This is a genomic window from Nitrosospira multiformis (assembly GCF_900111585.1).
In the GTDB taxonomy this organism is placed as follows: Bacteria; Pseudomonadota; Gammaproteobacteria; order Burkholderiales; family Nitrosomonadaceae; genus Nitrosospira; species Nitrosospira multiformis_B.
In genome coordinates this window covers 99,088-121,886 of record NZ_FOHI01000003.1, presented here as the reverse complement: position 1 = coordinate 121,886, position 22,799 = coordinate 99,088, and the positions used below count along the sequence as shown (strand labels likewise).

The following is a 22,799-nucleotide window of genomic DNA, read 5'->3' as shown; positions in this document are numbered from 1 at the left end:
CCGCTCGCTTCCCTATGGTAGCAGACGCCCGTGGATCTCGCGGATTTCGCGACTGATGGAAGGCTCCAGATGCCGAGTTTCAAGCTTTTCGCGATAATTTTCGAGCAGATTTTCCATTTCGACGCTCTTCATCCCGGTGAACGGTTCGGCCTCCAGAATCGCGTTCAAAGGCCCCTTGCTGGCATACCAATCCACCAGTTCGCGCCCGATGCGATAGAGCTCGCCGTTATTCGTTTCACACAGGTTTCTTTGTTCCCCCTCCTTTGCCAGCGCCGCTGCCTTGACCTTCAGATCCTGTTCCAGCTGTTTGCGTTGGAGGTCGAGCTCCTGGTTCTGTTTCTGCGCTTCCTTGAGTTGGACGCCCAATTCCGCTTTTTCCCGGCTTGCCGCTTCAATATCCTTTTCGAGCCGCGATGCCTTGGCTGCGGCACTGGCCGCAGACTTTTTATGAGACTCCGTTTCCTTACTGGCATTCTTCAGCGTTTCTTCCAGCGCCGTTTTCTCCTGATCGAGTGTCGATTTCTGCTGTTGCATTTCGTTCAGCTGCTGTTGCATGCGCCGCAGCACCTGTCGCTCTTTCTTAGCACTCCTGTCGGTGACAGTGCCCGCTGCGCTGGCGGAGGGCCAGGAGGCTGCCAACAGAGCAACGATCATCCCGCGGGCCAGGAGCGGCAGAATCTTTTTTTTCCGGGGGCTCATGATATCCTTTCCTTCAGAATCTGGCGTTCAGATCCAGATTGACGGAATCGATCGACAGCGGCAATCCGCTGATATTGTCGTATGACATATAGCGAAGTCCCACCCAGGTATTATGGGCTACGCCATAGAAACCCTGAATGGTGTAACCCTTGTGATTGGTGCCGCCAAGGAGGTAATTGGAATCGGTAAAGGCATCCAGCATCGAATCCCGCTCCGACCGGCGGTAAAACCCGAGAACCTGCCACTGATGCCGCTCGGAAATAACCGGATAACCAACAGTGAGGCGGGCCTGATATGCATTGATTTCCGGCTTGATATTCTGGCCGGTGCGGGCAAGAATCCTGTCCTGGTCATACCCCACATTACGCGCATAATCCAGCGTTCCGATTACATGAATTGGCTTGAATCTGGAGTAGTCCGCCACCATGGTCGCGTTTGCGATCTTGTAATCAGAAGCCAGGGCCCATAAGTTCGTGGTCGGATCGCCATCGTTGTCGATGTTGAAAAGACTGTTGCCTTTTTGACGGAATAACGGAGCGGTCTGGTTGAACAGGGTATCGCCGAAGTTGGGATTGCGAACACCACTGATATTTTCAAAATCATAATAGGCTGCCCCCAGCCGGATTTTGGTGTCGGCACCTTCCGGAGCCCACTCTACTCCGGCCTGGGCGCCATAAAACCACTTATCCTTGGCTTTGACCGTCTCGCTTTGATTTATTTTTTGCAATGGGAATATGCCCGCATTGAGAAATGGCTTGATCGTTCGCTCCTGCTTCTTCCAGGGATGGAGATTGACCGCGAGCCCCTCGAAGTTCACGTCCACGTCCCACAACAGGTCCGTATGCACCACGCCCGCGGTGGGTATGGTGTGGGGCGCCTTTCCGATTGTGCCGGTATATATGTTGCCAACCGTGCCCACGAAGAAAGGATTGGGAAAACGCCCTCCGCTGACAGTCAGCCAGTCCCAGGGGGAAAGCTTGAGATAAGCCTGATCCAGCACGAAGCTGAATTTACTGTTGTAAGTGCCCAGCGTCTGCAAGGTAGAGGTGGGGGACCCGCCCATCAAGTCCCCCGTGACGGCCGGCCCGTTGACATTACCGGTGGTCAAGCGAAGCCCCAGATCTACTCCGCGCGTGACGTTGGCATTAATCCCGAGACGCATGCGGATGCGCTCGCGGTGATGACTGTCTTTCGTCGTGTTGTCGATTTGCTGGCCGATCGCTTGGAAATTGGCTGCCGGCGCATTGCGGTCGCCGAAGAAATCTGCCTGCTCGCGCAGCCGTATATCCCCTTCCAGGGTAAAGCGATCCAGCCATTCAGGAGTCGCATTTACATTGCCCCAGCGTTCCTGCTTGGCCTGGCCCACCACTTCCTCGCGCAACTGATCACGAATCTCTTTCTTGATGTGCTCGGGAACGTAAGTCACCCGTACCTCACCCTTTTTCGGCTCCCCGGCCTGGGGCTGCCCACTCTGTTCCCGTGCTTGCTGCTGGGAGGCTTTAGCTTTCTGCTCCGCCTTCCTGATCATTTCATCAGCGACCTCCTGCTTGATGACGCCCTGCTCCACCAGGAGATGAATCAGGTTCAGGGTAGTCTCATACAGGACTTCTATCTTTTCGTGCTCTTCGGTTTTTGCGTCGACGCTGCCCATGGCCGCTAGGGCCATGACCGCGCCTGCGAGCATCGCAGGGATTCTCATTTCATTCTCCGGACATCAGGCGCGCGAGGTCACACGTATTTTTAGCGGCTGCGGCATGTCTGCCGGCGGACCTTCGCGTAACGCCTTCAAGCTCTGCAGTACATCTTCCAGCAATTCATCAACCCGGGGGTTGCCGGTCTTGTCAACCAGCGCAACCCGTGCCACTTTCCCATGGGTATCGATCCACACTTTCACTACTACCCGGTACGTCTTGTCCTTGAGCGCCTGTTCCCGCGATAGCGCATCCTGAAAGGCGGAATTCACCGCCTCGTTTACTATTGCGTCATACCAGGCCCAAGGATTCCCCCTGGCGCCGCCTATCAGATCGGCGCCGCCTTTTTTCCCGACAAGGCCGAATCCATCGCCGTCGCCCGTCCCTTCGGCATCGACACCCAAGTCTGGGCCGGGCGGCGGCTCATCCGCTTTCTCCATGGGTTCGGGGGCAGGATCCGGCAGCTTCACTTCTTCCTTTACTACAGGTTCGGGCGGCTTCTGCTCCGGGGGCGGAGGGGGAGGAGGCGGGGGCTTGATCAACGTGATTTGTTGTAGCGAGCGCTTCGGAGGCGGCTCGTCGCTTCCCAAAAGCTCCTTCAACCATAATCCCAGCATGATCGCCACAGCCAGGCAAAGTACAACAACTCCCCATCGTGCCCAGCCAGGCCAATTGGGCGAATCCGGGTTAGACACCTCCATCAGCCGTCATGCCATTACTTCACCAGGCGCTGGGTGACGAGGCCCAGTTGCGTTATATCCAGTTGCCCGAGTAATTCGAGGACTTCCATCACCTTGCCGTACTGCACCACCGTATCCCCCTTGACTACGACCGGCAGCTCCGGATTGACTGCTTTCAACTGGCTCAGCCGGGTTTTCAATTCATCCAGCGTTACCGGGTAGGCATCCAGAAAAATCTGCCCGCTCTCGTTGATCGTGATCGCCTTGGTTTGCGGCTTGGCCAGACTGGGGGAATTACTGGCCTTGGGCAGATTGACCTTTATCCCCTGGACAGATGCTGTTGTCATGATGATGAAAATCACCAGCAAGACGTAGGCGAGATCCAGCATGGGAACGACATTGATCTCGTCGTAAAGCTCGTTTTCTTCCTGAACCTTCATGTCAATCCGTCAGCGGCTGTAGTTTTCGGCAAGCTTGGTGATGAACTCATCCACGAAAATATGCATTCTGGATACGATGGCCTTGATACGCGAGGCGAGATAGTTGTAGCCAAAGAGGGATGGAATCGCCACACCCATGCCAGCGACGGTTGCCGCAAGGGCGGCGGCGATGCCAGGCGCGATGGCGTTGACATTGACGTCCCCTGCCGCGGCAATGGCCGCAAAAGTGATCATTACCCCCATCACAGTTCCCAAGAGGCCAATGAAAGGGCCACCGGAAATGGCAATGGTCAGCAGCACCATGAACCTGTTCATGCGCTGGATTTCTTCCACCAGCCCGGCATCCAGGCTTGCACGGATGGCGTCGAGCGATTGAGGTGTCAACGACTTGTCGGTATGCGCGGCATCGGTATCCTGGAAGCGATGCGCCAGTTCAACCGCGCCGATGTGATAGATTCGATAAAGAGAGGAATGCTCGAAGTCTTTTCCCAATCCCTGGGCTTTGTCTATCATGGCCAGATCGGTTGACAGCTCGCGGAATTTGTCCATGAAGCGGTTGTTGGACTTATCCACGCGGTTGATGTAGACCGCCTTGCTGTACATCACCCATATCGCAATCAGCAGCATCACCGTCAGGAGACCAATCGCAACCCATCCATCCACGGTCAGCGATTTCAGGATGATGCCCATGTGCGAGACCTCGGAGCCACTTTCGGTGGTCTCTTCTTCACCCATCACAACCAGCTTGCCGTCCGGTCCCAGCGCAGCCTGAACCGCAATCCATTCGGCTGCCCGCACAAGCCCCGACACCTGCGCTTCGTCCATCTCGCCCTTGAATCTCCCCCCCAGGATCACGCTGCCCGAAGGCAATACCGCATTCCGGGCTTCGCCAGCCGCCTTGCCATCTATATACAGGCGGAGCGCATCCGAAATCGTGAAACCGACGTGATGCCACTGCCCGGCAGCAAAAGGCTGGTCGGAAACAACGCTCGCGCCCCCTGATTGCGCCCTGATCAGGCCGCCATCAAGCGAGATGTTCACGCTACCGGACTGATAAATGATGCCACTGAGGGAGGCAGGCTTGATCCATACGCTGAAGCTGTAGCCTCCTGCTGCCTGTACTGGGGGGAGAATCAGGCTTTGTGCGCCATCGAACCCTGCGCCGCCATTCGAAAATGATGCCGCCACCTGCTGCGCAGAGGACTGTGCGTGCAGGTTGTTGGAGCCGCTATCCTGAGGGTTTCCCTGCGATTCGGCAAAATGATAGATCGCGCTGCTGGCATCGTACGTCCCTTTGGGGTCGGCTGCCGATGTCGCATTTTCATTACCGTAGTAAAGGAAAATTTCGGTTTGGGCCGAGAGTCTGGGTAATTTCACCCAGATGAGCGCCAACTCGTTTGCAACATCCCATTTTTCAAAATGGAACTTGAGCTCGGTCTTGTCATCTCCCGAGACCAGCCGCACATCACCGCCATTATCGCTTGCCGAGAAAAAGTCGAAGTTGCCTGTATGCAGGCGGATTAATACGGGTACGTCCGTTACCTCGCTTGATGGGCCTGTCAGCGTGATTTTCTTGCGGCTTGTCCAGTCCTCATTCCACCACGCATAACTGGAAAAAGACCACGTCGACAACACAAAGGCGAGCAGAAACGGCAGGAAACGCATGCAAATTAACCCCAATAAACACAGGGGGATTATCCCTGCCTCTGATTACAGCCATTGGTAATGAATCATGATCCGAACGGATCATATGACTGCCATGGAACTGCATGTGGGAAAAGAATGGGGGGTCATGATCCAGGTTTAACAAATCTCTCATCAAAATGAAAAAGAAGCCGGCTAACGTTTGCCCAACTCACCTCGCGGCTAAATCCGTCCCCGGAACAAAGGAGAAATGACAACATGACCCGCCGAACATTCTTCCATCCCGTACTGACAATCTTATTTTTCTTCCTTGTCTTGCTGATTATTGCGCCCGCCCTGGCCGGCGGAAAAAACGACGGCATGGAAGGAACTCCCTTCCATGATGCTTCTCCTGATAATTCCGGCGGCAATGTTCAACTCGGCCCTCGTCCCTTTTTCCTTGTCGAGGATATGGAGGCCGGTGAACTCAAGAGCAAGCTCGCGCGTTGCGGTACCGGCCCGTTCAGGAAAACATACTTCTCCATCGGTCATCGCGGCGCGCCATTGCAGTTTCCCGAGCATACGGCGGAGTCCTATCGGGCCGCCGCTCGCATGGGCGCCGGCATTCTTGAGTGCGACGTAACATTTACCAGGGACAAGGAACTGGTGTGTCGCCATTCGCAGTGTGATCTGCACACCACCACGAATATTCTGGAAACATCCCTTGCCGAAAAATGCACGCGGCCTTTTACACCTGCCCAGTTCGATGCTTCGGGAAACCTGATTCAGGAAGCTTCCGCCCGTTGCTGCACGAGCGACATCACTCTGGATGAATTCAAGAGCCTGAAAGGCAAGATGGACGCCTTCAACCCTGCCGCAAGGAATGTAGGGGAATACGTGGGCGGCACACCTGCATGGCGCACTGACTTGTACGCCGGCCCTACCAGTGGAACTCTGCTCAGCCACCGGGAGAGTATCGAACTCTTCAGCAAGCTGGGGGCAAAAATGACACCCGAACTCAAGAACGCGGAGGTAGCAATGCCTTATGACAGCGAGGGGGACGGAGTCGGCGACTACACGCAGGAACATTATGCTCAACAGATGATCGACGAGTACAAGGCTGCCGATGTCAAACCTCGCGACGTCTTTCCACAGTCCTTCGATATCCGCGATATCCGTTACTGGATCGCCAAGGAGCCCGAGTTTGGGAGGCAGGCGGTTTATCTCGACGATGCCAATACGGTCGCTGATCTTCCCAATGCCGGTCAGTTGACCGCTTACAAAGCCGAGGGCATCAATATTGTCGCCCCTCCCATATTCGCACTGCTGGATGTCGATGGGAGCGGCAATATCATCCCGTCCAGCTACGCCATGCAGGCCAGGGCCGCAGGACTAGACCTCATCACCTGGACGCTGGAGCGCTCCGGAATACTGGCTGACGGCGATAACGGCTTTTATTACCAGACTTTCGATTCGGCGATAAGGCGCGAAGGCGATGTGATGAAAGTGCTGGACGTCCTGAACCGGGATGTAGGTATTCTGGGCATCTTCAGCGATTGGCCTGCCACGGTGACCTATTACGCCAACTGCATGGGCCTAAAGTAGAAGTTCTGTGGCCACAACCTGCGCAGGCCAAACTCCCTTATTCGAGCCCGCCAGGACCGCCCGCTCTCCCCTATGTGCGCAACGTCGATGAATGTTAGCCCATTCATCTCATCAGTTAATCCTGTTCGCCTGACCCTCCTTCATCGGTCGGTTATGCCGGATTCATTTTCTTCGTTTTGCTGACACGCTCCTACGAATTGAATAAGACACAGCCTCCTTTCATGCATCGCCTCTCGCTGTAAACAAGAACCCCTTTCGAGGCAGCCCCGGTTCCGCTCCTGATCTGCAGAACTGGCCGCGCAACCAAGCCGTCCAGATACGTTCGGCTCAGTTTTTTGACTGAATATGCCAATACAAATTCTGTAACACAAGACCGTAATAATGGGTTCGCTGCTGAAGCTCATCCAGGCACAGTGACTCGCATCAATTCCCAACATGGGAATAAAGCCTGAACCCATTTAAACAAGGAGATATGATGAGTAGCACCCTCCATCCCGATAGGAAAAACAATCCCGATCGCACCAGCAGCAACGAATCCGGCAATGCATCCCTGCATGACCTGATCGAAGCCGGCAGGCTTTCCCGGCGGGCCTTCCTCCAACGCTCGCTGGGCCTTACGGCTGTCGCATTCGGCGGCTCCCTGCTCGATGGTCTGGTGCAGTTTGCTTACGCAGCACCGGCGCCTGTGAACGGCATCGGTTTCGATTCAGTGCCTGCCAACCTATATCTTTCACCCGGGGATGACGCCGTTACCGTTCCCGTCGGCTATACCGCGCGCGTACTGATCGCTTGGGGGGACTCCCTCACCCAGGCGCCGCACTGGAATCCGGGGAGCGCAATGACCGAGATGATACAATTGCACACATTCGGCGCCCACGTGGACGGAATGCATCTGTTTCCCTTCCCTCCCATGGGATCCTCCGGATCACCTAGCGTCGCCAATATCCGCGGTCTGCTGGTGACGAACCATGAGTATGTCGATCCTCCTCTGGTCAATAACATCACTCCCGCATCCAGCTATGCGACCACCTCGATCACTCTCGAGATGGTGCGCGCACAGCAGGCCGCGCATGGGATCAGCGTGGTCGAGGTATGGAAAAAGAACGGCATGTGGGAGGTCAAGCGTACTTCCGCCTTCAACCGCCGCATTACCGGCAACTCCCTCTGCAAGCTGAGCGGCCCCGCCGCCGGGCATGATCTGATGAAAACGGCCGCCGACCCGGGCGGCATGAATGTTCTCGGCACACTCAACAACTGCGCCAACGGCCATACCCCCTGGGGCACTTATCTCACATGCGAGGAAAACTGGAACGGCTATTTCTCCAATGAGACCGGAGATGTGGCAGGCGCAAACGATCCGGAGCAGAAGCGTCGGATTCTAAACGGGCAAGCACGCTATGGTATCGGCAAGGGCGGATCCGGTTACCGCTGGCACGAAATGGATGCGCGTTTCCGCGCCGACCTTAACCCGAATGAACCGCATCGCTTCGGCTGGGTGGTGGAAATCGATCCATGGGATCCAAGGAGCACGCCGATGAAGCGCACTGCGCTGGGACGTTTCAAGCACGAAAATGCCAGTTGCGTCGTGGATCCCGATAATACGGTCGTCATATATATGGGTGATGATGAGCGCAACGAGTACCTTTACAAGTTTGTCTGCGCCAACAAATATAACCCCCGCAACCGCGCGGCCAACCGCGATCTATTGGATTCCGGCACGCTTTTCGTGGCAAGGTTCAATGCGGATGGTGGCGGGAAGTGGCTGCCACTGATCTGGAACCAGAATGGACTGACGCCGGAAAATGGTTTTGCCGATCAAGCCGAAGTATTGATCAAGGCGCGCCACGCGGCGGATCGCGCAGGCGCCACGATGATGGATCGTCCGGAATGGATAGCAGCGCACCCCGCCTCGCGTGAAGTCTATATGACGCTCACCAACAACAACCGCCGTGGAAGCAACCCGCCGTCCGGCAACAGCATCTACGGAAGTACGCCCGCCGGCAGTGCGCGTCCTCCCGTAGATGCCGCAAACCCCAGGCTGGACAACCGTTACGGTCACATCATCCGTTGGCGCGAAAACACGGGCAAAGTCGACGCCCTGGATTTCGAATGGGACATTTTCGTTGAATGCGGTGACAAGCTGGACCCGCAGCCGCATCATCGAGGCAATATTAACGGCGATGATTACGGCGCTCCGGACGGCCTCTGGTTCGATCAGGATGGCCGCCTGTGGATACAGACCGACCAGGCAGGTGATGCCACCGGCGACTGGGCCAATATCGGGGGAAATGTCATGCTGTGCGCGGATCCTTCCACGGGCGAGACGCGCAGGTTCCTCACTGCGCCGAAGTACTGCGAGGTCACCGGGGTTACAAGTTCCCCGGACGGCAAGACCCTGTTCGTTGGCATCCAGCACCCCGGGGAGGATTGGGAAACACATTTTACCCAGAACTCGACTTGGCCCGACAGCGGTCAAAATGGTCCCACTACGGCCGGCGGTTCCCCCTCCAAGCCACGCTCCGCCGTGGTGGTCATCACTAAAGATGATGGCGGCGTGATTGGCACCTGACTTGCCGTTGGCTGGGGCAGCAGCTCAAAAATCTTTGATTGGCCTCCATGAGAAGCCTTTCCCTGGAGAACATGGGCGCTTATTCGAACAACCTATGAAGAAGGATACGCAAGTCTGCTCTCGGATGCTTCCGCCACACGTCCGCGCCCAGCCGCATTTGCGGCCTTGCGGAGCGAGCGCTTGTAAGCTGATCGATGCCGCCTTCGTCCATGAAAAATCGTTTGCTTGCCCCCCTTGGCGAAGGTGCGGTACCGAACATATCTTTTACCTAAGGATTGTCAAAATGCGTCTCGACGTACAAGCGGTCCCCAGGCTTTATCGGAGATTCCTTTTCTGAAATCACCCGTCCTCCTTGGTTGACAAGCTTCCATATCGAGAGAAATATTAAACATGAAGAAACGAAGATACATTGATCTGTATGGTTACACTCAGGATGAGTTTGATCACTGGCTGGAAAAAGGTATTAACAAAAAGCTTCGTTCTACCGGAAAATCCAGGTCGGAATTAGACATGCACACTGTCTTTGCGGCTTATCACGACGAAACTCGCAAACTTCCCCGCCGTAGGCTCCGCGAAATGCGCACTGCCACCTGATCTCCGACTGCTCAGATCCCCGTTAATCCGGTGGAGTTCCTGGACACCTTTCAAGACATTCAGAGTCAATACCCTCTCCTCTCATGAAGAGCGTGGCGCGAAGACCGCGCCACTTTTCAGGTTAGGGAAAATGTTTATTCCACGGGGAGCGCCTCATCAAAATATAAGCCTTATTCCAAGCATTGTGTTATTGGGAAAACAGGAATAAATCCGCCTGGGAAGATGCAGGTTACGATTTTTACCTGGACCTGGACTACCCTACCAGCAACAAGAATCCGGCGCTCCGGCTCACCGATGGCGAATACAGCACGTGGACGGTCAGCGTGGCAGACGGCGTATTCACTGTTCTGGTAAGTGACCACTACCCCGGTCACTGCTAATGGCAAACCCGCTTCACTTGCAATGGTGCATATCCAGCAGGTAGGTGCCGGCCGGGAGTTACCGTTATCCTGACACCCACACTTCACCCACTTTGATATCCGACTGCGGTAGTGTGAGTAGTGCGGTAGTGTGAGTAGATGACCGTGAGCAACTGTAAAGAGTCCCATGCTTCAGAATCTATTCCGGATTCTTTCCTTATCAACAAATTTCCACATCCTATCCACGATTCCTCGGAAATCTCCTTTCCAGGAAAGGACGCTTCGCGCCTGAAGCATTTGACCAAAGCAAGCTCTGAACAAGTAGAACATGCAAAGATAGGAGTCATTCATCTCGACCGCTGCTTCGGGAGCAGGTGTTTCGGATATTAAGGTGTTATGACAGGACTTGTAAAAATGAAAAATCTGTCTAGAAATAACTATGAACTGTGAAACAGGAGAGAGCATGGCCTCCGAAAATTTCAAGAGCAACCTGATCGTCGGCTTGGTTGCTGGCGTTGGCGCCACACTGCTCGCACCAGTGCTGCGGCCGTTCCTGACCAATGCCTCCCGGTCGCTTACCAAAGCGACCATCAAGGGCAGCATCCGTCTTTACGAGAAGGGGCGGGAATCATTCGCAGAGCTGGGCGAAACAGTGGACGACCTGATGGCCGAGGTCAGATCAGAGATGGAAACCGGCGGGGAGGGAAGCGCGGTGGTCGCCTCGGAAACTCAGGCCGCCAATGCGCAAGGAAGAACCACGCTCTCCTAGATCCGAAATTGCGGGAATAGCAGTTCCGAAACTCTCGCCAAATAAAAACCTGTTGCAGAAAACGAGCGAGCCAAGGGGTTGCGGAGTTCCAGCCAGGACTCTGCAGGGAAGCAGCAAAATGCAGCAGAACGCGAGAAGCATTTGCATGGCCATAACGTGCAATTTGTAACTATGCCTAGGAGAATTTGAAATGAATACGCCGAAATCAGATAAGCACCCTGGGGAAAAGCCACGTCCCGATGAAAAAAAGCGGACGCATATAGCAACACCCATAGATGAGGAACCCTTGCACAGCACTGCGGAGGAAGAAAGGTATACCGAAGCGGGCACGCCTCCCAGAGATGAAACCTATCGCCCCTCCGAAAGGTATGTCCGCGGAGATGATAGGTACGTCGATACGACGCCCCCTTATCACTCGGACGCCGCCCGTGCAGTGGAGGATGCAGGCAATACCGTAAAGACAGGCATTGCCAGCGGCTTAAGAGGCATCGATGAAATTGAAGCTGATATGGTCAACCTGGTACGTAACACGATATCCCATACGCTGCAAGCGACGGGCGCGGTCGGTACGGAAGCCGTCGATGTCACAAGGACAACGGTAAATGCGGCGGCTCAAGGGATAGGCGAAATTGGCACTACCGCTGTCACAAGCGTGCGCGACATTCTTGTCAGCGTCGTCGGAGGCATAAAAGACGTAGCGATTGCGGCAATGCCGCGCTCCTCCTATCGTACGGAAGATCGCATTCCTCCTGAAGACCGCACACCCCCGGAATATACTCCTCCCTCGGACCGTACGCGGCCGCCAGAGCATGTTCCCCCTGCGAAATACAAGGAGCCGGTTTAACCGCTACGAGGACTAGGGCGCGCAGCGCTCTAGTCCTGTCGCATCCGCCGTTCCAGCCTTCGGCTTCGCCACAGCTACACAACTGACCCGCAGAAATAAATCTCACGCCCGGGGTTTCCCTGTCTCGCGCAATATGTCATGCACTTTCTTGCATGTAAGCAACGTCAGGAAGTTCTGGATTCGAGCCCCTGAACGCAGGCGTGCAAGCACAACGACATAAATTCTCTTTACTTTTTCCGCGGAATACCCCGTTTTCTGCGCCAGCTGGTCAATAGCGTAAAGATCCTCGGATGCCAATGGCACGCGATCAGTAGTGGCTATGAAATCTTCTTTCATCATCAGGCTTTCATGGTTACCCTAAAGCCAGGATGTTCAAATGAGCTCTCGCGCAGCCTATTGAGGAAATCCTGAATTCTTTATAGACCTGGATAATTGCAGCTGCAAGTTCACGCTAAAAGGATGAAAGACGATTTCTGCCTTCTGCCATCAGGGAACCGGATAAAACGAGAAGGAAAGTTGCAAAAGGAGACCCAAGCCTCTTCCTCCCCTTCCTCGAAAGCATCGGGGCAATAACTGACAATTTTCCGATGTTCTGATCAGCAAGCTGTCGAGTAGCAGTCCATTATTCCCCATGCCCGATTACCTCGGTCGAGATAAAGGTGGGCTTGAGTTTCCTCATCTCATCGGATGTGCGCGCCGCTTCCGACAGATTTTGCGACAAGGCAGCCGTTGCCTTGGAAACGTCATCCCCCTGCTGGGTAGCGCCGGAGGTGGTGGCGGTGACCGCGCTGGCATCGGCTACCGGGGTACCGGTGGAAGTACCTGCCACCGCGATATTATCCGCCCCCAGCACGACCTGTGCCGCAATATTGAGGTTATTGGCGCGAATGCCGGCATCTCCCGCATTCACCGTCCCCCTGGGGGCGATCAGATCGATGTCGCCTGCCTTGACTCCTCCGCTCGAGAGCGCGCCAATTCCGCTACCGGAAGCGGCGCCTTGCAGTTCCTGGGTTACGTTACCCTGTGCATCCACCTTGATGACCGGCGGCGGCACGGCGGTCGCGGTTTTCTTGCCTTTGCCGGCATCGATATCCCCTTCACTCGACCACAGCAGGACATCGCCACCTCCTACCGTCAGGATGCGTGACTGATTGACGAGAATGTGGTCGCGGGCAAATCCGCGCACATTGCCTTTTGCCACCGTCAGCATGCCAAGGACATCATTGCCCGTATTGACCAGTACTTCCGGTGTATTGCTGAGGCCGACCACCACCCCTCCACCTGGGACCATGAACTCGATATTTCCGCCGCGCTCGGTCTTGATGCGACTGGCAAACAGGTTGATTTCTCCCTGATAATTCTTGAAGCTTCCATCCTCATTTTTCTCGCGCAAACCCGGAAATATCCGCTCCAGCGCCGCATAGCCGCGCTCATAGTTTCCGGCATAGGCGCTATTCGGATTATTGAAATCGCGCCCTGTGGTACGCAGTGCGGAATAGACCATCTCGCGCACCAGGATGCGCTGGGTATCCGCATCCAGAGCGCGCACATCCCTGACCGCCTGGAGCGCATCGGCGCCATCCAGATCGTTGTTGCCTACCAGCCAGCGCGCCTGCCACAGAAGGATATCGTCCGGACTCCCGTCCGTTTTTTCCAGATCGGCGATCAAGCGGTCGATGGTACCGGTGTAATCGATTCCCTTCACACCCACTCCTGCCGCAACATCGATATCGACGCCTCCTGCCGGTAATTCAGCATTGTCGAGGTCTCCCCGGCTGACGATCCCCGCGGATGTAGCAAGATCAATATTGCGTCCGGCTGCTACCTCCAGCCGCCCCAAACCCCCGACCCAGATTTTTGCCAGGCCTGCGCGGTCGTTTCCTGCGGTAAAAGCGATATCCCGGCCCGCTGTCACCCGGCTGACGTCCGAAGGGTTGGCATGCTGCGCTAGGATGCCTATATCGCGCACGTCCTGCCCGGCGCGTAGCCAAAATGCCTTGGACAGGTCCAGGGAGAGTTCGAAAGGATTGCCCTTGACATCCCCGGCTACCGCGTAAACACGCGCGGGTTGAATATCACCCGTGTGAACAGGAACGGCAGCATGAACAAGATCGAGGTCAGCAGCGCTCACCGCCGTATTCGGAAACTGACTGGATTCCCTGCCTGGCCGGACTGCGCCGGGAATCAGCGCGGGATCCCTGTCACTCATGGATACGACAGTTGGAATGCTGATCGAATTTGCGGCCAGCAACGTGAGCTGACCATCGGCGGCTGGACTCAGGACGATGTCGTCCACGGCGCTCAGCGCGATATTGCTGCGAAACGCGGTAATGGAAAGGCTGGGTGGCAGGAGGGAAAGCAGAGCCGGTTTGTAGCTTCCCGAACTGATGTTGAAGTTGAGCGACGCCCTATATGCACTCTGTATATTTGCGCCTGCTCCTCCGCCATTCTGGAGCGCCACATTGCCATACAGGCTCTGCAGGCTCGCGCCGCTGCGCGGGCCATAGGTGGAAAACAGGCTCCAGGTCGGGCTGGTTACATTTCTGATGTTGAATGCCGTACTGTTGCCGGATGACTGAACCACCAGGTGCGGATTCAATACGGTCTGGATGTTGACATCTTCCCGCCCCTGAACCCTCGCCTGCGCGTCACCCACAGCCAGGATGGTGTAGAGTGGACTGCCATTCACGTTCTGTCCGCTGTCCACCTTGCCGTCTGCCTTCAGCTCCAGAACCCCCCGGTCTGCATAATACTGTCCACCCAGTAAATCCGCTCCGGCTTCCACTTGCACATCGCCGCCACCGGTCTTGAACAATTTGGCTGCACCCGGGCTCATGGTTGTCATGCGCGCCTGGGTCGGCGCACTGGCCGAAACATTCTCGATATTGCCGCCGGCAGTCAGCGTGACGTTACCGCCTCCCAGGGCGCCAACGCCTTGCTGGAACTGATCGAAACGTACCCACCAGGCAGGCTGGAGCGTATATGCGCCGGTTGAATCATTCAACCGGCCCTGGCGGAACAACCAATTGGAGTAGAGCTGCGCCGAAGGTGTCCCGACTATATTACCCAAGGCTACCAAGCTGACATTACCGCCGTCCTGGCTGAACTGAGCATTTGCAGGTGTGACAAAGCCATCAGCCGGATTGGCTGGGCGACCGCTCGTATAGATGACCGATTTGCCATCGGCGAGTTTGATATCCCCTCCCGCCGCAATGCCGATATCCCCCGTGCCCGTGCGCACAAGCTTGCCCGCCGCCAGCGTGACATCACCTCCATCGGTCTTGACTGCCATGGGATCGGCGGCGCCGATATCTGCCCCTCCAATCAGCCGGTAACTCCAGGAATCTCCGGCCAGCAGCGTGGCAGGGGTGGTTCCGCTGCTGAATGGTGTCGCTGCGTTGAAGCCGTCGGAGAGATTGCTGTTCAGCTTAAGATCACCCCCTGCCCGCAAGGTGAGCATGCCGGGTTCGCCCGCAGCGCGGCTGGCTCCAAGATTCCAGTCATTGGCAAGCGTGAGATCGCCTGTCGAACGTATCTCTACGCCGGGACGCAAATGAAAGCTGCTCTCGCCCGTCTTGCCCAGACGCGACATAATTGTTCCGGCGTGGGACGCAAAGCTGGTATTGTCGGCGTTGACAGTAGCCAGACTCAATGTGACACCGCTGCCGCCGCTTCCTCCACTCTCATCGCTGGCGGTGAGCGCATCGATGCCATCATAGATTTTGACTGCCTCGATCACCACCGATTTAGCGCCGTTGATACTGCTGTTTATATTGTCCAGAGCGATTTCGTTACCGGCGCCACTCCCCAGACGGGGTGCGCGCAGGAGGATTCTGCCACCCTCTCCGCCCTCTCCACCATGGTCGCTATTGTAGCCATGCACATCGATCACGCTGCCCTCAGCCAGACTCAACCTGCCTTCCGCGGTACCGATTTCGACTCCACCGCCTTTTTTTCCATTGCCGGTGGAGTAGGCGTCGAGCTTCGTGCCCACCAGCACGTTGACATCATTCCTTGCATAAAGATTGATGCGGCCCGCATCCTTACCTGATACGTCGATATGCCCAGCGAGGTCGAGCTTGCCATCATCCACGGCAATCTGGATCTCTCTTGCCCTAACCGTATCGGATGCGGAGAGGCTGACATCGCCCGTACGAACACGGAATGTTCTTGCGCCATCGAATACACCCTGATTGAGAACCGTGTTAAGCGTGGAGAAATCCGCCAGCGCTGCCACATCCAGATCAAAACCCGCACCATTGCCTCTTTTGTCACCTGTGTTGCCACCTGTATTGCCGCCTGTATCTGCCATGGCGGAGCCCTGCAGACTGCCTGCGGCAATCGCCGCCGTGCCATTGCCCGCGCGCACGATCACCTTGCCCGCGTCTCCACCGGATGCGGCAGATACATTCACCTGCGCCCCCGGCTGCACCACCACGTTGCCATCTTCACTTGCCAGTTCAATGACGCCACCGGGCGATGCGCGCTCTACATCGAAGAACGCCACCAAGCGACCCGCCGCATTCGCCACCGCATTCGCACCCAGCTCAAGATTGCCCGTAGTTGCCGCGAGTTTAAGTTGTCCCGAAGGCAGATCAGCCTCCGTATCGAACATCACCTCGGTGCCCGAGAGCATCCACTTCGCTCCCAGCGTATTTCCGTCTGCGAGTGCACGATCCGCTTCCTTTCTGAAAGCATCGAGTTTGCCCGCTGCAGCCAGAGTCTGGGTGGCGCCTTGCTCGCCGCGGATTCTTGCCACATCCAGTTTTGTTTCGATGGCGGCAATATCGGCCCTGCCGGAACCGCGTCCAACCATTTCATTCGCTCTGATAGCGACTTGGGAGAATCCTTCGACGGATTTGGCACCCTCACCCAGTATCAACGTGTCGGCCTGTATTGTCAGCGACCCATTGCCGGGTGTTCCGCCCATCGTAAACGCCGCACCCGCAGGATTGGCAATGAGTATATTGGTCGCGCGCAGGGTAGCGGTTTTACCGCTGTTATTCAGCCCGGCCAATCCCGCGCCCAGCAGATTCAAGGCCTGCTGCGTAGGCTTGCCCTCGGCGTTCACGCCACCCACGCTCACGTCGCCATAAAGATCAAAAGTGGAATAACTCGTCAGCGTCAGCGAATTAAGGTTGTTCAGACCGTCAAGTTCACCCTGGCTGAGAGTCAGGCCTTCGGAACCTGACGGAGCATTGCCGAAGTTGACACGCGCGGCGCCGATCGTCAGGTTTCCGGCGATCGGATTATTCTGACGGTCAGCAAAAACGGGCGTCCCTGCAAAAGTGTTCTGCCTGGTGGCATCGAGCGTGATTGAATTTCCAGATCGGATAACACTGCCTGCTTCACCGATCAGCGTCCCCTGACTCCGATCAGGTCCGCCGCTGCGAGAAAATGGGGCAAAAGTGGAGGCTGACCGTACCAGCGCTCCGTTACCGGCTGTATTGTAGCTACCGTCCCCGCTGGCGGCCTCACCGCCTTGAGTCTCGATGGCACTGCCCGATTTCAGGGTGAGTGCGTCCTTTGCCGCCAGAATGACTTCATCTCCCTTCAGCGCGTGATTGACGTCATTGGCCAGTGTTACCTCTTCAGCGCCCACCAGCAGCGTAGTGCCATCGCTTGTGGTGTCGCCGCGGCTGCGCGTGCCCCCGATGAGCAGACTCGATGCACCCAGGGCATTGAGCGCACTCGCTGAAATTCGTGTAGCCAGCGGATCGACTCCGCCTGCTTCCGAAGACGTATCGCTGGTGATTGCAATTCTGGGAGCACTGATGTCTACTGCGGCACCCCGCCCTCCAGTGCCTGCCGCCAGTTTGAAAACGGCATCCAGCTTGAGATTGCCGGTGGTATCCATGGAAAGGAGGCCGGCATCCTGCGGCCGGCTGTTACTGCTCGTAAAAAAATCCGAGGCGCGCGTGAGCGTGATTTCCGAGCGTTGCAAGACTTGTTCGCGGTTGAGTACTTCGAAACCGCTCCAGACTGCATCACGCGGGGTTCCCGCCCAATCCCGGGCCCGGCTGTCGGTGACGTAGCCCGGCACGACCTGTGTCCCATCCTGTTTGCTGTACGCTTGCCCCGGCAGCAGATTATGCACGCCGGTATCGAGTCTTATGGCATAGGCCCCCGGCAGCAAGGCATAGTGCGCTGGAAGCAGCGTGTAAACTCCCGCCGGCAGCCCCGATACACCGGAGAGATAAACCGCATCTCCCATCCCGCGGTCGAAACCGGTATTCTCCTGCCTATCGCCCGGCGCAAATCCACTCGTATAGCCGGGCAGGATGGCATAGATGCCGGTATCGCCGAGAATATCACGCGACCCCCCGGGCCCCACGCTGAACTCGTAAGCCTGCAAGTCTCCTCCACCTGCCAGATCGACTACCGCTCCTGCTCGCATATCGATATTCGCCGCCTGCACCCGAACTGATTTTTCTGGTAACGCAAGCTGCGGAATCTCGAAGGCATCCGGTTTATAAAGCCAGCTTCGGCCATTCGCGAGCACGCCAAACGGAGCGAGGGTGCCGGGTCCGGCAGCAACCGAAGTCAGGCTGCCATCCTTGAATGTAAGCGTATCGGTCGCGCTGAAGGTCAGCTGGCCGAACGGAGCCCATATATTGCCCCCCTGCACGATATTTGCGGCTGTTACCGTCAAGCTGCCGAGCGCGGAAAGAGGCTGTATCGGGCGCGTTGCGTTGCTGCTGAACGCCACCGTTCGGTCCGGCGCCAGGATGCTGACCTGGCTATAAGTTGTGGGGGCGATCACGGCGCCACTGAAAGCCAGGTCAGCGGCACTTGAAAGCGTGCCTGCCGGACGCGGCGAGCCGCCACTGCTTATACCCGAAAACCTTATTTCCTGAGCACCGGTGAACTCAGCACGTGACATCCCGCTGAGCGTCAGGTTGCCTGCCAGTTCCAGCAACTGTGCCTCCGCCTTGAACCCACCGGCGCCGGCAAGCGGCGTATTGGCCACATCCACGCGATTGGCATCGAAATTGCCAAGCCGCAAGACTTCCGCTTTCAGTGCAGCTTCGCCTCCTGCCATTTCAATGCGTGGTGTATCCAGCACCACTTCTTTCAACGGCAACGGGCGGTTGGCGCCGAGATTCAGGTCATTTTCCAGCCGGATGACATCCCGGCTTTTTAGGGCGATACGGTCAAGCCCTGCCGCTTCGAGTGCCGCGGCGCCAATCGTGGCTTTCCCGTTAAGTCCAGCCGGAATAATGGATCCGGGAGCGAGGCCTGGCGTCTGCGGCGTTCCCGTCGGCCCCAGACTCAATACGCGCTCTCCGAGCGGAAAGCCTTTATTCTGGGCATCGTCCACGTCCAGAAGTCCCAGAACGACATCAAGTGCCCCCGCACGATTTGACGCGCTACCCGGCTGCGCCATAATGCTGCCCTCGAACAGCATGCCTTCGCGCGCAATGACACTCAATCTTCCTGCATCGCTGCCTACCCATTGCCCCAGGCCTCCGGCCTGGTTCTGGATGTCCAGGCGGACGGGCGCAGCACCCGCCAGATTGATATGAGACCCTGGCTCGGCCACGACATATCCGAACTGCGCGTTCAGCGTCACTGACCCGCCGCTTAGCACCTCGCCCTGGGTGAGGCGCTGACTGTCGAGGTATGTAAGAGCCTTGCCGGATACATCGAGTAACGCCTGCTTGCCCAGCCAGAGACTGTTGCTTGCATTGAAGTTGAAGCTGTGGCTATGATCGAGCGTTGCCGTGATGCTGCCACCGGGCGCGGTGATACGCCCTTGTATGTTCATCGAACGCGCTGCTGCCAGCGTGATTTCTGCTCCGGGATCCGCCTCGATATGCGCGCCCACCCCGATTGCCACATCGGCTGCGCCCCGCTCGTCGGGATTTTCTGCTGTAAGGCTCAAGCTGACCGGCTCGCGCACGAGATCATCGAGTTTGACCAGGCGCGTAAAATCTTCCATTCTGCTGCCGCTTGGTCTCAAGCTGTAGTCAGGCTGCAATTCGAGGCTAAGGAGGGTGGGTTTGATCTTCACACCCTCGGATAACGTGACGCTCTCATTTCCTGCCAGATTGATATCGCCAAACCCGCCCCGCTCGAAAAACCCGGGATCGAGATTGACTGCCCCGGCCGTACTATCCGGCGTGCCGCCAATCTGAATTCTATTGCTCGCAACCGAGAAAGTACCGCCTTTGCCAATCCCGTAACCGCGCACATTATCAGCCAGCCCGGAAACGGCATTGCCGGACAGGCTGATGTCACCCCCGTTGCCGGCAATCACGCTGCCTTGACTATCCACCTTGAGCCTGCCGCCGCCAGTGACATCCAGCAGCGTATTTTTCCCGAGAGCAAGATCGTCAATAGCCGAGAGAGCTATCCTGCCGCCGTTTACCAGACCTACTTCGTCGGAGCCTGCAGGCACTCCACGCAATTCATTTACCCACGCACCGCGCGCGGACAGCGTGACTCCTTCGGCTACAACGAGATTCAGCGGACCGGATGAACGTCCCGGAAGATCGTTTCTGTTTGCATGAAGCATAATTGAGCCGGCTGGGGCGTCGATGTCCGCTTCGACCTTCACTCCCTGCGCCGTGATATGCACGCTGCCGCCTTGCGGCACCCGTAAAGCCTCGCGCACTTCCCCTGCCTGATTACTGAAAATTTCCAGGTTGGCGACCTTGTCCCTGCCTAGCAGCGCCGGGTTGAGGCGCAGTTTATTGACGAGATCGGATGACAGCGTGTCGCCGAATTTGAAACTTCCCGGCAGCAAGGGTCCCTCGCTGCTCAGCTCGATCTGCTGGTTATGCTTGTAATCGAGACCGTTGATATTGTTCGCTAGCGGATTACTGCCAAGAGTCAACCGCGCACCCTCCGGCATGATGCCCTTGTCGCGCTGTACTTCTCCCACGATCGTGCGCCCCTGCACGTCCCCCTGCATGACCACCGCGCGCAGGCCCATGACTTCCAGAGCGCCGGCATTCTTGCCTTCGTTATAACCGGGGTCATAGTTGAAGGTCTGCCCGAGGTCGATCACTTCTTTCACGTTCCAGCGGCCGAAATCCTGCACGTAACGGGTGGCGATGCCGTCGTAACGCACATCGGCCCGGGCATTCGCAATGTCGGTCAATACTCCCCGGGACATGAGCAAGGTCGTTTTCACGCTGGAAGGCGTGTAGCTCAAGCTACCGGCGGATATATCGATCACCGCGCCGGGAGCAATGATGGCTTCTCCCTGCGAGTTCACGCGCACCGCGCCGCCCTCCGTGGATCTTTCCGCCACCGTACGCTCGAGGCGCGCCTGGTAAGCTTGCAGGCTATCTTTCGCGATCAGCGTGGGAGTGCCGGAATCGGCGTTGGCCAGTGCGCGGTTGATGTCGACATAAACTTTCTGGCTGCGCAGCGGACCGTCCCGGTTGCCGGGAGAATCTTTCAGTTCATCCCCGCGCAATTCCACTTCCACCGCGTTTCGTGCCGTGGAAACTTTTACATTTTCCAATCCGGCGACATTGATAAGGGCGCCGCTGTCAATGTGAATGCGGGCAGTATTGGAAGCAGGAGCATCGAATGCCTGCCTGAACGGATCACCGGGCTGAAAAAGCAAACTTGGATTATCCAGCGCGAAAAAATCCACTTGGCCTGCCGGCGCGTTGATCACAGCCCCCCTTTCCATGCGCACGTCCTGTCCCAGCACTCTCACCTGAGAGGGCAGCACCAGGCCGGTGCCTGTCAATCCATCCAGCACACCCGTTTGATCGGATACATCCGGTAACACCTCCGTCAGGCTACCGGCGCCGAGCGTTGCCCGGCCGCCGCGCATCGAGCTGTCCTGAGCCATGGCAGCATCTTTCGCCAGCAGGTATACGGAGCCATTGGCGATCACCGAGGTGGTGGCCCGGGCGATGCCTTCCTGGTTGACGGCATAACCCACCATGGTGATATTGCCGCGCGGCGTGCTCAGCTCACCCAGATTGGTCACGTGGCCGAGCTTGTCCAGTGCCGTATCCTTCAGCGCAACTGCCTGGCCATCGAGCTTGCCGTCTTTGATGTTCGTGTTGGAAGTCTCGAAATCACTCAATCCCGCCGGACTGTCGACTTCGACCAGAAGCCCGCGCACATTGGCATCCACGGGCTCGGCCGAGGCGGAGCGCAAGAACACCTTGGTGCCCGCGGCTGCAATCACCTGTCCGTCGGGCGCTTCCACTATGCCTTTATTGATCACTGTCGGTGCGATCAACATGACCCGCCCCTGGCTACCGGCCGTGATCCGCGCACCTTCGAAAACCTTGATGAAACCGCCTGAACCTTCGAATTGTGGAACCGCCTTCTCGGTAGTGAGAAAAGCATTGAGGATGAAGTTGTCGTGGATATCCAGACTGCTGGCGGTAAAGCTGTTGAGATTTACTTGAGAGGAACCCATGAAGGCAATACCATTGGTATTGACCAGAATGACGTTTGCATTCTGCCCGACAGCCTGGCTCAGGATGCCTGCAATCACGCTCGGATCGTTGTCCCAGACGCGGTTCAGTGTCGTAAAATTCGCGCCCTGCACCAGGTTCTGCGTAGCAAGACTTTCCACCTGCTGGAACTGAACCGAATGACCGGGACTGACATTGAAGCTTTCCCAGTTGAGGATGGCTTTATCGCCCACTTGGTTGACCACCGCATTGGGGCCATGAACGTCATAATTCGCCTGGCCGGCGGTGACGAAATCAGGAACGGTGCCGCCACAGCTCCCTCCTGCGCAAGGCACGGGCAGTTCCGCCTGCGCGGTTGTCGCCAGCAGCCCGGTCATGAGCAGAACTGTACCGCTTCTAGCCTTGCCACTACGGCACCGTGTGGTTTCTGCAACGGGAATCAACATGCCCAGAGCCTTGTTGAAAATAAGCCGGTAGATATTCCGATTCATCTTTTCAATTCCTCGAGGAGACAGGAGGGAACACTCATACT

General features: G+C 56.9%; 12 protein-coding genes. 5 read left to right on the top strand and 7 right to left on the bottom strand.

What is annotated here, in order from left to right; translation table 11 throughout:
- Window positions 1-12: 12 nt before the first annotated feature.
- From BMW46_RS05975 to BMW46_RS05955, 5 genes are read right to left on the bottom strand one after another with little or no spacing between them, the layout of a single operon-like run.
- Window positions 13-699, bottom strand: a complete 687-nt coding sequence (locus BMW46_RS05975; protein ID WP_074706018.1) for a DNA repair protein — start codon at window positions 697-699, stop codon at window positions 13-15.
- A 13-nt stretch (window positions 700-712) separates the two neighbouring features.
- Window positions 713-2,398 carry a putative porin gene (locus BMW46_RS05970; protein ID WP_074706016.1) on the bottom strand — a complete coding sequence of 562 codons (1,686 nt, stop codon included), beginning with the start codon at window positions 2,396-2,398 and terminating at the stop codon, window positions 713-715.
- A gap of 15 nt (window positions 2,399-2,413) precedes the next feature.
- Window positions 2,414-3,091, bottom strand: coding sequence for a TonB C-terminal domain-containing protein (locus tag BMW46_RS05965; RefSeq protein ID WP_256376969.1), 678 nt, complete (start codon window positions 3,089-3,091; stop codon window positions 2,414-2,416).
- A gap of 14 nt (window positions 3,092-3,105) precedes the next feature.
- Complete coding sequence (locus tag BMW46_RS05960; protein ID WP_074706014.1) at window positions 3,106-3,510, bottom strand: ExbD/TolR family protein; 405 nt, start codon at window positions 3,508-3,510, stop codon at window positions 3,106-3,108.
- Window positions 3,511-3,519: 9 nt separating this feature from the next.
- On the bottom strand, window positions 3,520-5,175 hold the full coding sequence (locus BMW46_RS05955; RefSeq protein ID WP_074706012.1) for a DUF2341 domain-containing protein: 1,656 nt from the start codon (window positions 5,173-5,175) through the stop codon (window positions 3,520-3,522).
- 237 nt (window positions 5,176-5,412) lie between these two features.
- Here BMW46_RS05955 and BMW46_RS05950 point away from each other — a divergent pair, with 237 nt between their 5' ends.
- The 5 genes from BMW46_RS05950 to BMW46_RS05920 all read left to right on the top strand — a co-directional run bounded on the left by BMW46_RS05950 (window position 5,413) and on the right by BMW46_RS05920 (window position 11,873).
- Window positions 5,413-6,738 carry a glycerophosphodiester phosphodiesterase family protein gene (locus tag BMW46_RS05950; RefSeq protein ID WP_074706009.1) on the top strand — a complete coding sequence of 442 codons (1,326 nt, stop codon included), beginning with the start codon at window positions 5,413-5,415 and terminating at the stop codon, window positions 6,736-6,738.
- Between the two features lie 475 nt (window positions 6,739-7,213).
- Window positions 7,214-9,307: a PhoX family protein gene (locus BMW46_RS05945; RefSeq protein WP_074706006.1), complete on the top strand. Its 2,094-nt coding sequence runs from the start codon at window positions 7,214-7,216 to the stop codon at window positions 9,305-9,307.
- A gap of 776 nt (window positions 9,308-10,083) precedes the next feature.
- The gene (locus BMW46_RS05935; protein WP_074706001.1) at window positions 10,084-10,281 is read left to right on the top strand and encodes a hypothetical protein; all 198 of its coding nucleotides are present in this window, start codon (window positions 10,084-10,086) and stop codon (window positions 10,279-10,281) included.
- A 442-nt stretch (window positions 10,282-10,723) separates the two neighbouring features.
- Window positions 10,724-11,029 (top strand): DUF5132 domain-containing protein, encoded by a 306-nt coding sequence (locus BMW46_RS05925; RefSeq protein ID WP_074705996.1) that lies wholly within the window; start codon window positions 10,724-10,726, stop codon window positions 11,027-11,029.
- Window positions 11,030-11,219: 190 nt separating this feature from the next.
- A complete protein-coding gene (locus BMW46_RS05920) occupies window positions 11,220-11,873 on the top strand; it encodes a hypothetical protein (RefSeq protein WP_074705993.1) in 654 nt (217 codons plus the stop codon).
- Window positions 11,874-11,975: 102 nt separating this feature from the next.
- Here the strand turns inward: BMW46_RS05920 and BMW46_RS05915 are convergent, their stop codons facing one another.
- Window positions 11,976-12,212, bottom strand: coding sequence for a DUF3562 domain-containing protein (locus BMW46_RS05915; protein ID WP_074705990.1), 237 nt, complete (start codon window positions 12,210-12,212; stop codon window positions 11,976-11,978).
- Window positions 12,213-12,495: 283 nt separating this feature from the next.
- Window positions 12,496-22,758, bottom strand: a complete 10,263-nt coding sequence (locus BMW46_RS05910) for a filamentous haemagglutinin family protein (protein ID WP_074705988.1) — start codon at window positions 22,756-22,758, stop codon at window positions 12,496-12,498.
- Window positions 22,759-22,799 lie beyond the last annotated feature (41 nt).